The sequence below is a fragment of the Kibdelosporangium persicum genome (assembly GCF_013280595.1).
GTDB lineage: Bacteria > Actinomycetota > Actinomycetes > Mycobacteriales > Pseudonocardiaceae > Kibdelosporangium > Kibdelosporangium persicum.
On the sequence record NZ_JAAATY010000053.1, the window covers coordinates 1 to 15,550 of the forward strand.

At 68.5% G+C, this 15,550-nt stretch carries 16 protein-coding genes; 8 read left to right on the forward strand and 8 right to left on the reverse strand.

All coding sequences use genetic code 11. The features are described 5' to 3' along the window. Positions 1–177 precede the first annotated feature (177 nt). Genes GC106_RS44955 through GC106_RS44965 form a run of 3 tightly spaced genes read right to left on the reverse strand, consistent with a single transcriptional unit; the run spans position 178 to position 3,271 of the window. Complete coding sequence (locus GC106_RS44955) at positions 178–1,299, reverse strand: XdhC family protein (protein ID WP_173142328.1); 1,122 nt, start codon at positions 1,297–1,299, stop codon at positions 178–180. Beyond that, positions 1,292–2,383: a vWA domain-containing protein gene (locus GC106_RS44960; RefSeq protein WP_173142329.1), complete on the reverse strand. Its 1,092-nt coding sequence runs from the start codon at positions 2,381–2,383 to the stop codon at positions 1,292–1,294. Before GC106_RS44960 ends, GC106_RS44955 begins: the two co-directional genes overlap by 8 nt. A gap of 3 nt (positions 2,384–2,386) precedes the next feature. Next, complete coding sequence (locus GC106_RS44965; RefSeq protein ID WP_376777833.1) at positions 2,387–3,271, reverse strand: AAA family ATPase; 885 nt, start codon at positions 3,269–3,271, stop codon at positions 2,387–2,389. A 90-nt stretch (positions 3,272–3,361) separates the two neighbouring features. On the opposite strand from GC106_RS44965, the gene GC106_RS44970 reads away from it, so the two are divergent. From GC106_RS44970 to GC106_RS44990, 5 genes are all read left to right on the forward strand, one after another. Next, entirely contained in the window at positions 3,362–3,577 is a 216-nt protein-coding gene (locus GC106_RS44970) for a PspC domain-containing protein (RefSeq protein WP_173142330.1), read from the forward strand. Between the two features lie 200 nt (positions 3,578–3,777). Continuing rightward, on the forward strand, positions 3,778–4,908 hold the full coding sequence (locus GC106_RS44975; protein ID WP_173142331.1) for a C1 family peptidase: 1,131 nt from the start codon (positions 3,778–3,780) through the stop codon (positions 4,906–4,908). Continuing rightward, complete coding sequence (locus GC106_RS44980) at positions 4,905–5,237, forward strand: hypothetical protein (RefSeq protein ID WP_173142332.1); 333 nt, start codon at positions 4,905–4,907, stop codon at positions 5,235–5,237. The genes GC106_RS44975 and GC106_RS44980 overlap by 4 nt, the downstream gene beginning before the upstream one ends. Before the next feature lie 411 nt (positions 5,238–5,648). Beyond that, a complete protein-coding gene (locus GC106_RS44985; RefSeq protein WP_173142333.1) occupies positions 5,649–6,254 on the forward strand; it encodes an RNA polymerase sigma factor in 606 nt (201 codons plus the stop codon). After that, positions 6,251–6,727, forward strand: a complete 477-nt coding sequence (locus GC106_RS44990; RefSeq protein ID WP_173142334.1) for a carboxypeptidase regulatory-like domain-containing protein — start codon at positions 6,251–6,253, stop codon at positions 6,725–6,727. Before GC106_RS44985 ends, GC106_RS44990 begins: the two co-directional genes overlap by 4 nt. A 42-nt stretch (positions 6,728–6,769) precedes the next feature. On the opposite strand, the gene GC106_RS44995 is transcribed toward GC106_RS44990, so the two are convergent. Next, positions 6,770–8,974 carry a HelD family protein gene (locus tag GC106_RS44995; protein ID WP_512698691.1) on the reverse strand — a complete coding sequence of 735 codons (2,205 nt, stop codon included), beginning with the start codon at positions 8,972–8,974 and terminating at the stop codon, positions 6,770–6,772. A gap of 129 nt (positions 8,975–9,103) precedes the next feature. On the opposite strand from GC106_RS44995, the gene GC106_RS45000 reads away from it, so the two are divergent. Beyond that, positions 9,104–9,421, forward strand: a complete 318-nt coding sequence (locus GC106_RS45000; protein WP_173142335.1) for a hypothetical protein — start codon at positions 9,104–9,106, stop codon at positions 9,419–9,421. Between the two features lie 132 nt (positions 9,422–9,553). Here the strand turns inward: GC106_RS45000 and GC106_RS45005 are convergent, their stop codons facing one another. Next, positions 9,554–10,192 (reverse strand): TetR/AcrR family transcriptional regulator, encoded by a 639-nt coding sequence (locus GC106_RS45005; protein WP_173142336.1) that lies wholly within the window; start codon positions 10,190–10,192, stop codon positions 9,554–9,556. Between the two features lie 117 nt (positions 10,193–10,309). On the opposite strand from GC106_RS45005, the gene GC106_RS45010 reads away from it, so the two are divergent. Together GC106_RS45010 and GC106_RS45015 are read left to right on the forward strand one after the other, a co-directional pair. Further along, positions 10,310–11,164: an SDR family oxidoreductase gene (locus GC106_RS45010; RefSeq protein ID WP_173142337.1), complete on the forward strand. Its 855-nt coding sequence runs from the start codon at positions 10,310–10,312 to the stop codon at positions 11,162–11,164. A gap of 4 nt (positions 11,165–11,168) precedes the next feature. Beyond that, entirely contained in the window at positions 11,169–11,555 is a 387-nt protein-coding gene (locus tag GC106_RS45015) for a hypothetical protein (protein WP_173142338.1), read from the forward strand. 159 nt (positions 11,556–11,714) lie between these two features. Here GC106_RS45015 and groL read toward each other — a convergent pair whose 3' ends face one another. The 3 genes from groL to GC106_RS45030 all read right to left on the reverse strand — a co-directional run bounded on the left by groL (position 11,715) and on the right by GC106_RS45030 (position 15,473). Further along, entirely contained in the window at positions 11,715–13,340 is a 1,626-nt protein-coding gene (groL, locus tag GC106_RS45020; protein WP_173142339.1) for a chaperonin GroEL, read from the reverse strand. A gap of 198 nt (positions 13,341–13,538) precedes the next feature. Next, on the reverse strand, positions 13,539–14,786 hold the full coding sequence (locus GC106_RS45025) for a serine/threonine-protein kinase (RefSeq protein ID WP_173142340.1): 1,248 nt from the start codon (positions 14,784–14,786) through the stop codon (positions 13,539–13,541). Between the two features lie 54 nt (positions 14,787–14,840). After that, the gene (locus GC106_RS45030; RefSeq protein ID WP_173142341.1) at positions 14,841–15,473 is read right to left on the reverse strand and encodes an AIM24 family protein; all 633 of its coding nucleotides are present in this window, start codon (positions 15,471–15,473) and stop codon (positions 14,841–14,843) included. Between the last annotated feature and the right edge of the window lie 77 nt (positions 15,474–15,550).

A 15,550-nucleotide genomic window follows, 5' to 3' on the forward strand; every position in this document is an offset into this window, starting at 1 on the left:
AGCATTGACCACCCACCAAGGCACCCCCGCCCCAACAACTCACAGTGGAAAAGCTGGGCAGACCAGCGGCTCCCGCACGCCCACGACAGAAACCACCGGCCCACCAACACAACCACCCACGACCAAGATCACCAACAAAACCCATCGGTGGATCTGGGTTCTAACCCTGACAAACACTCACGAGGGTTCTTTGTGGATCGGGCCTGCGGTGGTCATCAGGCGTTCGCCGCGGCCGCCCCAGCGCAGCGAGATGATCTCCGCGGCGATCGACACCGCGGTCTCCTCCGGGGTTCGGGCGCCGAGGTCCAGGCCGATCGGTGAGGACAATGTGGACAGTTCGGCCTCGGTCATCCCGGCTTCGCGCAACCGTTCCAACCGGTCCTCGTGGGTTCGGCGAGAGCCCATCGCGCCGACGTAACCGAGGTCGAGGCGCAACGCCACCTGCAGCACAGGTACGTCGAACTTCGGGTCGTGCGTCAGCACCGCGACCACGGTCCGGCCGTCGACCCGGCCCGCCTCCGCCTCGGCGGCCAGGTAACGGTGCGGCCAGTCGACGACAACCTCGTCAGCCTCGGGAAAACGGCTCTTGGTGGCGAAAACCGGGCGCGCGTCGCACACGGTGACGCGGTAGCCCAGGAAGGACCCGAGCCGCGCCATCGCGGAAGCGAAGTCGATGGCGCCGAACACCAGCATCCGGGGCGGCGGCTCGAACGAAGCCACGAAGACGGCCATGCCCTCACCGCGGCGCTGCCCCTGCGGGCCGTAGTGCATCGTGCCGGTACGCCCGGTGGCGAGCATGCCGCGGGCGTCGTCGGCGACGGCGTCGTTCATCCGGGACGTGCCGAGGTCGCCGACGATCCGGTCCGGCCAGATGATCAAGCGCTTGCCCAGGATTTCCGGGTCCGGGTGCTCGATGATCGTCGCCAGCGCGACGCTCCGCTCGGCGCGGATCGACTCGGCGAGCTCCGTGAACTCGGGAAAAGTGGCCTGGCTGAGCTTCTCGACGTAGATGTCGATGATGCCGCCGCACGTCAGGCCGACGGCGAACGCGTCGTCGTCGCTCACGCCGTAGCGTTGCAACACCGGTTGGCCGTCCGCGATCACGGTCTGCCCGAGGTCGTACACCGCTCCCTCGACGCAACCACCGGAGACGCTGCCGAAGGCCTCGTCGCGTTCGGTGACCATCATGGCCGCGCCAGGCGAGCGCGGTGCTGAGCTGAACGTCGCGACAACTGTCGCCAGCCCGACCGTCTCGCCGGCTTCGTAGCGCTTGACCAGCTCGTCGAGCACGTCACGCACGGCGTACCTCCAGCAACAGTTCTTCCAGGGTCGCCAGGCTGTGCCCGGCCAGTAACTTCTCAACGTGCTTCTGGGCGGCGACGATCCCGGACTGGACCGGGCGGTAGCCGGCGCGACCCGCGTGCGGGTTCACCCAGAACACCGCGTGCGCCAGCCGGCGCAGCCTGGCCATCTGCTCGCCGAGCAGTCCTGGGTCACCGCGCTCCCACCCGTCCGAGAACAAAACCACGACCGCTTGCCTCGCCACTCCGCGTTGGCCCCACCGGTCAAGGAAGGCCCGTAGCCCTTCGCCGAGCCGCGTGCCGCCCGCGAAGTCGGGCACAGCACGAGACGCGGCCGCGAGGGCTACCTCGGGATCACGCTGACGCAGCTGACGTGAAACTCGGGTGAGCCGCGTGCCCAGCGTGAACACTTCGGCATGAGTTCGCCGCGCGACCGCGTGCGCGAACCGCAGCAACGCGTCGGCGTACGGGCTCATCGAGCCGGAGACGTCCACGAGCAGTACAACTCGCCGGGGCCGTTTTCCCTTCCGGCGATAGCTCAACCGGATCGGTTCCCCGGTCGCCCGCATCGCCCGCAAGGTGCGGCGCGGATCGAGTTCGCCCCGTCGATGCGGCTCCTTGCGGAACGTGGACCGCATCGGCGGTTCGGGCTTCACCAGGACCATCAACTCACGCAGGTGCGCTCGCTCGGCGGCGCTCAGGTCGCTGATATCCCTGTGCCGCAGTACTTCCGTGTCACTCGCGGCCACACCCAGCTCGTCCGGCTCAGTCGAACCCTCGCCTTGCATGGTGGACGGGACCATCGCGGCGATCACGGTCGTCTGCGGTCTCGCCGCGGCCTGCCGGGTCGACGGCTTCGGCGGCGTGCCGGTGAACCAGGCCTGGAACGCCTCGTCGTAAATCGGCAGGTCGCCGGGCTCGCCGCACAGCGTCAACCTGCCCGCCCAGTACAGCTGGTCCGGCACGGCCAGGTCGATGTGCTCGACCGCCGCGAGATACGCCTGGACCCGCTCCGGCTCACACGCCAGGCCGGCGGCACGCAACGTCGCCGCGAAACCCACAAGCCCCGGAACAGGATCCATACTTCAGCCTGCCAGTAATGCGCTGAGATCGACCCGTACGCGATCCGCGTCCTCGCGGTACTTCAGCACGGCACCCAACGTGACCGCCGCGGCCTCGGCGTCGAGTTCCGTCCTGCCCAACGCCAGCAAGGCCTCGGCCCAGTCGATCGACTCCGCGACACCCGGCGGCTTGAGCAACTCCGCGGCCCGCAGGCGACGGACCGCGTTCGCGATCTGCGCGGCCAGCCGGTCGGAGACCGCCGGCAGGCGCCGCCTGAGGATCTGCACCTCACGCGCCAGATCCGGATGCTCAAGCCAGTGGTACAGGCAGCGCCGCTTCAACGCGTCGTGCACCTCGCGGGTCCGGTTCGACGTGAGCACCACAAGCGGCGGGACCTCGGCGCGTACCTCGCCGATCTCCGGCAGGGTCACGGCGTTCTCACTGAGCACTTCGAGCAGGAACGCCTCGAACTCGTCGTCCGCGCGGTCGACCTCGTCGACCAGGAGCACACAGGGCGCCTCCCTCAGCGCCCTGAGCAACGGCCGGGCGAGCAGAAACCGCTCGGTGTAGAGCGACTGCTCGGCCGCGTCGGCGTCCAACTCGCCGTGCGACGCCGCCTCCAACGCCCGCAGGTGCAGCAGTTGCCTAGGGAAGTCCCAGTCGTACAGCGCCTGGGTGGCGTCGATGCCCTCGTGGCACTGCAACCGGATCAGAGGCACCCCGAGGGCCTGCGCCAGGGACGTGGCCAGGGACGTCTTGCCCGTGCCCGGCTCGCCCTCGCAGAACAACGGACGGTGCATCCTCAGGGCGAGGAACGCGGCCGTGGCCAGCCCGTCGTCGGCCAGATAACCGACGCCGTCCAGCGCTTTCGCCAGGTCCCGCGGGGCCGGCACCGACATCCACGTCATTTCCTGAGGGTAGGTCAGGGTCGGCGGATCCGGGGACAGCCAGGGCCGCTCCCCGATGCCGGCGAGCTGCCGGAACCCGATCCTGGAGGCATGTCGAACGAGATCTACACCCGTAAGCTTCGCCGCAGCCGCACCGACCGCATGGTCGCCGGAGTGTGCGGCGGCTGGGCACACGTTCTCGGCGTGGACGCCGCCCTGCTGCGCATCCTGCTCGTGGCCGCCACCATCCTCGGCTTCGGCACCGGCGCGATCCTCTACCTGATCTGCTGGATCGTGATGCCCCGGGAACCCGCCGCCGACTGGTGACCCGCGCGGGCTTGACGTCGTGGACCGCGGCCGGTGTCCTTGTCATCGGCCGTCGCCACCGGGTCGGCTCGGCCGTGCGGATCAACCGGCCGGAGCTGACGTGACGCGCGCCACAACACGGTAATTTTTCGCTTCCCATGTATCCAGGCACGGATCTCGCGCTCTTGTGAGAGCGAAGACCCGTTCGACCTGGAGGCGAGATGAGCCGACCGCATGAGCCGGAGATCGCGGCGATCCGCGATTCCCTGGCGGCGCTCGGTGATCCCTGGCAGGCGGGCGAGACCCCGCTGAGCCGCCTTCCTGAGCGGTCGCGGCGGGTGCGTCTCGGTGTGCCTGCTCCTGAGCGGCCGGACAGCGGTCAGGCTGAGCGGATGGCGACTGAGGCGCTCGATGCCATGGGGCAGCAGGTGGTCGCGGCCACCGCGCCGGCGTCCACCTTGCCCAAGGCGTTCGATCTCCGGGAAGTCAGCGGCCGCGATTTCGTCACGGCCGTCAAGGACCAGGGCGCGTGCGGTTCCAGTGCCGCGTTCGGCACGCTCGCCGCCCTGGAGACCACGGCTGCGTACACCCGCGGCGCGCCTGGGCTGAATCTCGATCTGTCCGAGGCGCACCTTTTCCACGGGCACGCCCGCGAGCGGGGCTACACCTCGTACGCGTGGCCTGAAGACCTGTTCGACGCCGCCGCAAGCAAAGGCGTCACGTTCGAGGACTATTTCCCGTACCAGGACAACGGTTCCGGCGCGCCGAACCCTGACTGGCCGAACCGGTTGGCCAAGGCCGCGGGCGTCACGGACCTGACGGGCAATCCCGCCGCCATCAAGCAGCACATCTTCGGATACGGCGCGGTGGCAGCGTGTTTCGCGGTCCACAGCGACTTCTTCCACTACCGCGCCGGTGTGTACAAGCACACCACCGACGAACCGGTCGGCGGGCACTGTGTCGCCTTGATCGGCTGGGACGACGATGCGCAGTGCTGGATCGCCAAGAACTCCTGGGGCACGGGCTGGGGCGAGGACGGTTTCTTCCGTATCGCCTACGGCGAGTGCTTCATCGAGGGCTACCCCGGTCCGCGGCCGACCGTTTTCGGTTGCACGGCAGTGCATCTGCGGGCCTGGCTGCCTGCGCAGCGGGCGTTGAGGTTGTTCGCCACGGCGAATGACGCCAACGGCTGGGCGTACCTGGAGAACGTGGGCTGGACGCACCTCGCGGGCGGTCCGCACAGCACGACCAACAAGCTCGCGATGTTGACGCACGCGCGGGCCAGTGGCCACCCGGTCACGCCGTTCATCAACGGCAACGAACTTTCCACTGTGCAGGTGGCTGACCGATGATGGGACATCCACCCGTACCGAGCCCGTACGCCGTGCTCGACCGGCCCGAGGACTGGCTGCCGTACGGCGACGCGGCGAAGAGCCCGCAGGCGGTGAGCCCGACGCAGTCCGGCTGGCACGTCGGCCGGATGATCTCGGACCTCTGGTCCTACGAGGACGCTTCCGGCGTGTGGGTGCTGGTGGACGGGATCGGCTGGAAACGGCTGTCCCCGGCCAGCCGGTCCGGGCACACGCACATGACCTTGCTGGCCGGCACGGCCACGCACGACAACTTACCCGTCGATTTCCACGAGGACGCCGACGGGCGGATCGACCAACTGATCGTCTAGGTATGCCACCGAGACGGGCCGAGGGGGCCGCACAACGGAGGTGGTGGCCGGCAGCACGAGGGGGGTTGCCGGCCACCGTCTCCCTACCGAGGAGAGCCAGATGGTGGTGACCGGACGCACCGGATTTGCCGAGGGGAAAACGGGGGCACCGGGGGATGGGGGGCGGCGTGGGCCGGCCTGGCGACCAGCCATGGCCGGCCTGCGCCACGTCCACGTGGAGATCCGCCAAGCGAGCGATCGACGATGAGTGGTTTAGTCACGGTCCGTTGCCGAACACCGTCGGTGGACCAGCCATTAGTCCTTTCGGGTGAGTTATGTATCCAGACGGGATCTCGCCGTTCATGTACTTCACGAAGGTCGCGATACTTCCGTCGCCAGCTGAAGGACGACACCCGGGATGGGGTGGGCGTGGTGACTGATGTTCGAACCGCGGAAGCTGACCCGCCATGGGAGGGTCTGCGGGGCGCTGAGCGCTACGCGGCGTGCATGCACGCCGCGAGAGCCGGCAGCCGGATCGCGCGGGCGACTCTTGTCAAGGACCTCACCCCGCTGGTCTGGCACGTCGCCCGCGGCAACGGCCTCGACCGGACCACCGCCGAGGACGTCGTGCAGACCGTCTGGCTCGCCCTGTTCAGTCACATCAACTCCCTGGCCGAGCCGAAGGCGCTGGCCAGCTGGCTGATCACCACTACCCGTCGCGAGGCGCACCGCGTCCGCGTCAAGGTCACGAACGACCTGCCTCTCACCGACGAGATGGCCGAGCAGCTGCCCAGCACCCAGCCGCAACCGGAGGACGAGGCACTGCGCACGGACCGCGACACCAGGTTGTGGCGTGCGTTCGGTGAGCTGCCGGAGAAGTGCCAGGAGCTGCTCCGGCTGACCGTGCTCGCCGGTCGCAGCGAATACCGCCTGGTCGCCGAGGCCATGCAGATGAAGCGTGGCAGCATCGGCCCGACCAGGGGCCGGTGCCTGAACACGCTGAGGGAGCTCTTGGACACCGAAGGGGGCGGCGGATGACGAAGATCGAGCCGACGGGAGGCCAGGCGCATCCCGGCGACGAGGCCCTGCTCGCCGAGCTGGACAGGATGATCGACGAGTTCGACCCGCCCCCGGCGGGGCTGGTCGAACGGATCCAGTTCGCGATCGCCCTCGAGGATCTCGACGTGGAGGTCGCGCGCTGGGAGCGCGCGGACTCGCTCGCCGGGGTCCGGGGCAGCGACCAGGGCACGATCACGTTCACGGTCAGCGACCTGACCGTGATGATCAACCTGACCCGGATCGGTGAGAACAACCGGATCGACGGCTGGCTCGTGCCCGCGGGTGAGCACGCGGTGGAAATCCGGGTCGCGGAACACGGCTCACGCGAAACGACCGCCGACGAAGGCGGCCGGTTCGTCCTGGACGGTGTTCCGCGCGGGACGACCCAGATCATCATTCAGCTGTACGGCCCACCGGCCCGCACCGTCGTCACCCCCACAGTCCTGCTGTAATCCCTCGTGAGTGTTTATCAGGGTTAGAACCCGGATAAACACTCACGAGGTTTCTTTCAGGCGGGAGAGGGTTTCCGGCAATTCGCCGGAGTGGATGACGCCGAGCCGTTGTGTCGCGCGAGTGAGGGCGACATAAAGGTCATTGGCGCCGCGTGGGGAATCCGCCAGGATCCGGGCCGGGTCGACAACCAGGACCGAGTCGAATTCCAGGCCTTTGGCCTGCCACACGGTCAGCACCGAGACCTGGCTGTCCAGATCGGCGTCCGCGGACGCGCCGGTGAACCCGGCGGGCACGATCACGCCGAGCCTGCCGTCCGCGATCTCGGCCGTCTCCTTGGCGATGATCTCCGGCAGACTCGCCTCGATGTCGGCGACCCGGCGGTGCCACGGTTCCACGCCGGAGTCACGAACGGACTTCGGCACGTCGGCGTCCGGGCCGAGAACGTCCGCGGCCACAGCCATGATCTCCGACGGCGTGCGGTAGTTGACGGTCAAGTGCTCGATGCGCCAGCGATCCTCGACGTACGGGTGGAGCACGGCATTCCACGACGTTGTCCCGGCCGGGTCACCGGTCTGCGCGACGTCACCGACGAGCGTCATGGAACGGCTGGGGCACCGGCGCATCAGCACGCGCCACGCCATCGCCGACAGTTCCTGGGCCTCGTCCACGATCACGTGACCGAAGGTCCATTCCCGGTCGTCCGCGGCGCGTTCCGCGGCCGTGCGGTGGTCGACTTCCTCGTACCGCCCGGCCAGGCGGCCGGCGTCGATCAGGTCCGTGGCCATCAGGATCTCGGGATCGGCCGCGTCGTCCAGGTCGAGGATGTCGAGCACGCCGCTGGCGTAGTCGATCTCCTCCTGGCGCCTGCGCGCGTCGGCCGCCTTGGTCTTGGAGTCGTCCACACCGAGCAGTTCGGCGGCCTCGTCCAGCAGGGCCGCGTCCGCGACCGTCCACCCGCCCGGCTCCCTGTGCAGCTGCGGGAAACCAGGCGCGGCGGAGGCGAGCAGCTCCGGCGACTCGAAGAGGTCTTCGAGCAGTTCCTGGGGCGTCAGGATCGGCCAGAGCCAGTCGATCGCCTCCTGCACCTCGGGTGATTCACGCAGCTCGCGTTTGATCTCCTCGATGTCGGCCTCGTCGAGCAGGTTGGCGCCGCCCAGGGGGTCCGCGCCGATCCTGTCGGCGTACTGGCGGGCCAGCGCGTCCAGGATCGTCGGCACGATCAACGGCTTGGCCTTGTTGTGCACGCGACGGGAACGCCGGGCGACCGCACGGGCCTGAACACAGGTCTTCCTGTCCAGCTTGAGGGTTTCGCGCTCGAACTCGATCTCCAGGTAGTCGTCCGGCACGCGCTGGCGGTCGCGGACGGCCGCCTTGAGCACGTCGACCATCTCGATCCGGCCCTTGATCTCGGCGACCTCGACGGGTTCGGCCCGGTCGGGCACGACCCCGGGGAACAGTTCGCCCACAGTGGACAGAAGAACGCCGGTCTCGCCGAGCGAAGGCAGCACCTGGCTGATGTAGCGCAGGAACGTCGCGTTCGGCCCGACGACCAGCACACCGCGCCGGGACAACTGCTCGCGGTACGTGTACATCAGGTAGGCCGCGCGGTGCAGCGCGACGGCGGTCTTGCCAGTGCCGGGACCACCTTGCACCACAAGGATTCCGTTCAGCCCAGAACGGATGATCTTGTCCTGCTCGGCCTGGATGGTCTGCACGATGTCGTTCATCCGGCCGGTCCGGCTGGCGTTCACCGCGGCGAGCAGCGCGGCCTCACCGGTCAGGCCCTCGTGCCTGGTCGGGTCGGCGGCATCGAGGTCGAGCACCTCGTCGTCGACCGCGGTGACCTTGCGCATGCTGGTGCGAATGTGCCTGCGCCGCTTCACACCGTCCGGCGCGGCGGCCGTCGCCAGGTAGAACGGACGGGCCGCCGGGGCACGCCAGTCCATCAGGAGCGGCTCGTAGTCGTTGTCCTCGTCGAAGATACCGATCCGGCCGATGTGCTGGACGGCGGCGTCGTCGAAATCAAGCCTGCCGAAGCACAGTCCGTTTTCCACAGAGTTGTACTGGGCCAGCTGCTGCGAGTACATCATGGTGGCCGCTTCCCGCTCGGTGCGCGCCTGCGGCGTGCCGCCGCTTTGCTTGAGCACCTTGGCCAACTGGTCAGCGGTCTGCTTCCGGAGATCGTCGAGACGGCCATAGAGCATCGAAACGACCTGTTGTTCCAGCTCGATTTCCCCGCTTGACAACCGGCTTTCCTTTCGGTAAAATAACGCTATCGACCAATTCATCCTGGTCGATTTTTTCGTGTCGCGAACGGCCAATGTAGCAACAATTCCGACGAATTGCGAACACGCGCTTTCCGCTACGCTCGCGGCATGCACGACCAGGGCCCGTCCCCGAACACCGGCGCCGCGAGACTCATCGTCCTGCTGTGCGCCTTCGGACTGGCCACGGTGGGTGCCTTCAGCGCCTTCTTCGCCACCGAGATCCTGGCCGCGGTGCTGGGTGCCACCGCGCGGCCGAGCACCTGGGCGCTCATTCTGTGCGCTTTGGTGCCGATCGCGACGGCCGTCGGGGCGGCCGTGATCTCGGTGCGGGTCAAGGGAATGGGCAAGATCCTGGCACTCGGCTGCGGCACGCTCATCCTCGGCGCGATCGCCACCGGAATCCTGATGGTGGTCGTCGCGGTCTAGGCCGTGTTTCAAATGCCCGATCGCGATAGCCGGGCCGGATGCGGCCCCTGACGCCACCGCGGGACCGCCCAAAGACAACCAGTATTCGCGGCGATCCCGCGGCGACGCCAGGAACCGCCCCGATCCCGACTCTCATCGACCGGGACATTCGAAACACGACCTAGCCTCACGCGGTCGCAGGCCGCGCAGCGCCGTGTCCACGACCTGGTCGGCATAGTCGGGTGTGAGCGGACCGCTGCGCTGCAGCCACCTGTTGAGGATCGGTCCGAAAAGCATGTCGACGGCCACGTCGAGATCGACGTCCTCGGCCACCTGGCCGGCGCGTTGCGCGGAGCGCAGGCGGTTCTTCTTCAACTCCCGCAACGGTTCGTCCAGCCGTTTCGCGTAGTCCGCCGCCAGCGCGGGATCGAGCACGATCTCGGTGTGCAAGGCGCGCATCGGCAGGTCGTAGCGCGGGTCGTTCAATTCGTTGACCGTGGCACGCAGAATCAGCTTCATGTCGGCGGCGAGGTCGCCAGTGTCAGGCAGGGCCGCGGCCTGCTCTTCCTGCCCGCCTGTCGTGAGTGTGAGGAAGGCGTCGAACAGCAGCGCACCCTTCGACGGCCACCAACGGTAGATCGTCTGTTTGCCGACGCCGGCGGCCGTCGCGATGCCCTCGATCGTGAGCTTCGCGTACCCGACCTTGCCGACCAGATCGAGCGCGGCGGTGAGGATGGCTCGCCGTGCCGTCTCGCTGCGACGGCTGGCATCAGGAGCGGCCTTCTGGGACACGTCCCCGACCCTAGCAAATCGCGAGACGAGACGGTCCGTCTTGACTTTCACGATCGGCCGTGTACTGTTCCGTCGTGACGAGACGAGACGGTTCGTCTCGCAAACGGAAGGAACGCCATGACCGCCCCTGAATCCGCCGCGTCCCGTGTCTGGTTCATCACCGGCGCCAGCCGCGGTCTCGGCCGCGCCTTCACCGAGGCCGCGCTCTCGGCCGGTGACCGGGTCGTCGGCGCGGCACGCGACGTCGCACCGCTTGACGACCTCGTCGCGCGACACCCGGACCGGATGCTGGCGTCAAGCCTCGACGTGACAGATCGCGCGGCGGTGTTCGACGTGGTCGAACACGCGGTCCAGCACTTCGGCAGGCTGGACATCGTCGTGAACAACGCCGGGGCGCTGTTCGCCGGGATGGTGGAGGAATTCACCGAAGCCGAGGCCCGGGCCCAGCTCGACATCAACTTCTTCGGCGCGCTGTGGGTCAGCCAGGCCGTCCTGCCGCGGTTGCGCGCCCAGGGCAGCGGGCACGTCCTGCAGATCTCCAGCATCGGCGCGCTCGGCGGCTTCCCCAGCACCGGGCTCTACAGCGCGAGCAAGTTCGCCCTGGAGGGCATGAGCGAAGCGCTGGCCGCCGAGGCCGCCCAGTTCGGCGTCAAGGTCACCATCGTCCAGCCGGGCGGGTACTGGACGGACCTCTACACCAGCAGCCGGGCTACCAGCCCGAATCCGGTCTACGACCCGTTGCGCGAGGAGTTGGCGAAGCAGTGGGCGGACGGCTCGGTCGACAGCGAACCGCGACTGGCGGCTGAGGCCGTGATGAAGCTGGTCGACAGCGCTGATCCGCCGCTGAGGCTGCTGCTCGGCAGCATGGTCTACGACGTCGCGTTCGCCATCTCCAGGCAGCGCATGGAGACGTGGGCAGGCTGGGAAGAGGTGAGTCGCGCCGCCGAGAAGGCGGTTCCCGCCCCGAGCTGATGGGGTGTCGGCTGCGGCTTGGGTCACGCACGGGCCGCTGACTTCCAGCCTGGTCACGCACGGGCCGCTGACTTCCAGCCTGGTCACGCACGGGCCGCTGACTTCCAGCCTGGTCACGCACGGGCCGCTGACTTCCAGCCTGGTCACGCACGGGCCGCTGACTTCCAGCCTGGTCACGCACGGGCCGCTGACTTCCAGCCTGGTCACGCACGGCCCGCTGACTTCCAGCCTGGTCACGCACGGCCCGCTGACTTCCAGCCTGGTCACGCACGGTTCCCGCTGGCTTCCAGCGTGGTCACGCATGGCCTGTGCTGGCTTCCAGCGTGGTTGCGCACGGTTCCCGCTGGCTTCCAGCGTGGGTTCGCGTGTCCACCATTGCGGATCGGCGTGAGTTATCCATCCGACTCGCTTTCAGCGTTCTTCTTTTCGCGTTGCGCCGCGGATGGATCAACTCACGCACCGCAATGGTGGACACGCGCCTGCGCCCCAGGGTTTTTTTCCCTGGGGCGCAGGCGGTGTTCTGTTAGCTACCTGGCGGTGGTGGACTTGATCAGAAGTCCATGCCGCCGGTCGGGTCGCCACCGGCCGGGGCCGCGGGGGCCTTCTCCGGCTTGTCGGCCACGACGGCCTCGGTGGTCAGGAACAGAGCCGCGATCGAGGCCGCGTTCTGCAGCGCCGAGCGGGTGACCTTGGCCGGGTCGATGATGCCCGCGTCGACCAGGTTGCGGTACTCGCCGGTGGCGGCGTCCAGGCCCTCGCCCTGCTTGAGGCCCTTGACCTTCTCCACCACGACGCCGCCCTCAAGGCCGGCGTTGACGGCGATCTGCTTCAGCGGCGCCTCGACGGCGACCTTGACGATGTTGGCACCGGTGGCCTCGTCGCCCGACAGCTTCAGGCCCGCGAAGGCCTCCTCGGCAGCCTGGAGCAGGGCCACGCCACCACCGGCGACGATGCCCTCCTCGACGGCGGCCTTGGCGTTGCGCACGGCGTCCTCGATGCGGTGCTTGCGCTCCTTGAGCTCGACCTCGGTGGCCGCGCCCGCCTTGATCACCGCGACACCGCCGGCCAGCTTGGCCAGGCGCTCCTGCAGCTTCTCGCGGTCGTAGTCCGAGTCGCTCTTCTCGATCTCGGCCCGGATCTGGTTGACCCGGCCCTGGATCTGCTCGGCGTCGCCGGCACCCTCGACGATCGTGGTCTCGTCCTTGGTCACGACGACCTTGCGGGCCTTGCCCAGCAGCGAGATGTCGGCGTTGTCCAGCTTGAGGCCCACGTCCTCGCTGATGACCTGGCCGCCGGTCAGGGTGGCCATGTCCTGCAGCATCGCCTTGCGGCGGTCACCGAAGCCCGGCGCCTTCACGGCGACGGACTTGAAGGTGCCGCGGATCTTGTTCACGACCAGGGTGGCCAGGGCCTCGCCCTCGACGTCCTCGGCGATGATCAGCAGCGGCTTGCCGGCCTGCATGACCTTCTCCAGCAGCGGGAGCAGGTCCTTGACCGACGAGATCTTGGAGCCGAACAGCAGGATGTACGGGTCCTCCAGGACCGCTTCCTGACGCTCGGGGTCGGTCACGAAGTAACCGGAGATGAAGCCCTTGTCGAAGCGCATACCCTCGGTGAGCTCGAGCTCCAGGCCCAGGGTGTTGCTCTCCTCGACGGTGATGACGCCTTCCTTGCCGACCTTGTCCAGCGCCTCGGCGATCAGCTCGCCGATCGTGGTGTCGGCGGCGGAGATGGACGCGGTGGCAGCGATCTGCTCCTTGGTCTCGATCTCCTTGGCGACCTTGTGCAGCTGCTCGGTCACGGCCTCGACGGCCTGCTCGATGCCGCGCTTGAGCGACAGCGGGTCAGCGCCGGCCGCGACGTTGCGCAGGCCCTCGCGAACGAGCGCCTGGGCCAGCACGGTGGCGGTGGTGGTGCCGTCGCCAGCGACGTCGTCCGTCTTCTTGGCAACTTCCTTGACCAGCTCGGCCCCGATCTTCTCCCACGGGTCCTCGAGCTCGATCTCCTTGGCGATGGAGACGCCATCATTGGTGATCGTCGGCGCGCCCCACTTCTTCTCGAGCACGACGTTACGGCCCCTCGGACCGAGCGTCACCTTGACGGCGTCGGCGAGGGTGTTCAGGCCGCGCTCGAGTCCGCGACGCGCGTCCTCGTCAAACGCGATCAGTTTGGCCATTGCGGTGTGTCCTCCGCCTGCTTGCTTACGTTGGGGGTCGTGAGGCATGCCCCACGACGAACACTGTGCTCAGCCAGGTGTGGCGCCCGCGACGGACGACCGAGGGTGACCCGGTCTCACCATCCCGACTAGCACTCAACTCTAGCGAGTGCTAACACGTGTTTAGCACTCGACCGGGGAGAGTGCAAGAAACGCAGGTCAACCGCCGGATGGAATCACGGTGAGGTTGGACGGCAGCGTCCGCCGGGTGGTCGGCGTGGTCCCCCTGGCCGGCTTGGACTGGCTGCCGGAGGCCTGGCCGACCGGGATCGACGGCGCGGTGGTGTTCTGCTGCGGGGTGCTGGTGTCGCCGCTGCTGGTCACGAGCACGATCACCAGCACGATGGCCGCGATCGCGATCAGCCCGGCCAGCACAGGCACCAGCCAGCGCCTGCTGCTCTTGTCCGGGGTGAACGCGGAGGACCCGACCGGGGTCGGCGGGCGCAGCCGGACGAAGTCGCCCGGCCCCTGCGGCTGCGGTTGCACCGGTTGCTGCGGCTGAGCCGGCCGGAACGGCTGGGGCTGAGGCGGTGGTGGCGGCGGTGTCGTGACCGGCCTGGGCGCCTCGCGTCGTGGCGCCTGCTGGAGCGCCTGGCGGGCCGCGCCGATCAACGCCTTGCAGTCGAGGTAACGGACCTTGGGGTCCTTGGCCATGCCGCGCCGGATCACCTCGTCGATCGCGTTGGGCAACGCCACCAGGCCGGTGATCGCGGGCGGGTCCAGGTTGAGGTGCCCCTGGATGACCTCCGGCACCTTGCCCTGGAACGGCGGACGGCCGGTCAGGCAAGCGAACAGCACGCAGGCCAGCGAGTACGCGTCGGTCCGCGCGTCGACAGGCTCACCGCGCAGGTGCTCGGGAGCGGCGTACGTCGGCGAGCCGAGGAAGTCGCCGCTGCGCGTGCGGTGACCGGTGGCACCACGGCGGGTCAGCCCGAAGTCGGCCAGGTAGACGTGCTCGGTCGAGGTCTCCCGGCTGGTCACCAGGACGTTCGCCGGCTTGACGTCGAGGTGCACCAGGCCGCGGTCGTGCAGCGTGTCGAGCGCCTCGGCGACCTGGCCGAGCAGCGAGAGCGTGCGCTCCGGCGAGATCGGGCCGTTCTTGATGATGCTGGCCAGGTCGGAGCCGTCGACCAGGCGCATGGCGATGTAGAGCAGGCCGTCGACCTCACCGAAGTCGTACAGCGGCACGACGTTCGCGTGGTCGATCGCGGAGGTGTTTCTGGCCTCGTCGACGAAGCGCTCCCGGAACTCGGCGTCCTCGCCCAGGTGCTCGCCGATGACCTTGAGTGCCACCTTGCGGCCCAGCCGGACGTCGGTGGCCTTGTACATCACGCTCATCCCGCCACGGCCGAGCACACCGTCGATCCGGTAATGCCCTAGGCGACGCCCGGTGAGGTCCTCCGACACGCAGCGCAGCCTAACGTCCGCCTACGACACCACGGGGACGTATCCGCCAATTGGCTACGACAGCGCCGCGATCATGGACTCGCGCTTGCGCGTCTGGGTCAGCACCTGGCCGGGACCGGCGAAGTCCAGCAGCAACCCCTCGCCGGTGCGCATCGACTGCGGCAGGGACTGGCTGACCGCCCGCAGCCGGGTCTGGGTGCCCTCGGTGTAAGCGACCACACACGCCGGGGTGACCGTGATCGCCGCGCCCGGTTCGAGGTTGACCACGTCCAGCGCGCCGCATGAGGCGAGCACCACCGAACCCTGGCCGGAGACGTGTTCCAGGAAGCCCGGCTCGGCGCCGAACATCGCCCGGAAGCCCGGCCACGCCTGGTCGTACCGGATCGTGCTGGACGCGGCCAGTGAGCTGCCGCGGGTCACGCACCAGCCCGTGATGCCCTCCAGTTCGAGCGTGTAGACCTCGCCGGGCAGCGCGGGTGCCACGTCCACCCAGCCGCCCTCCGGCGGCGCGGTGAACAGCGTGGGGTGCACTTTCTTGCCACGCACGCCGCCTCTTGGCCGGACGTCGACCAGCACGCCGTAGCTGGCCGAGAGCATCGCGTCGTAGTCCGCCTGGATCGCCTCGCCTGGCGCCAGCAGAAGCCGGGCCACGCCGTACGCGGGGGTGTGTCGAATCCGGACCTGCACCGTTCCCCTCCGAGCCGATTCACACCGAGTCGATCACACCGAACCGATTCACACCGTTGATCGCGTGCGTCGCGCCG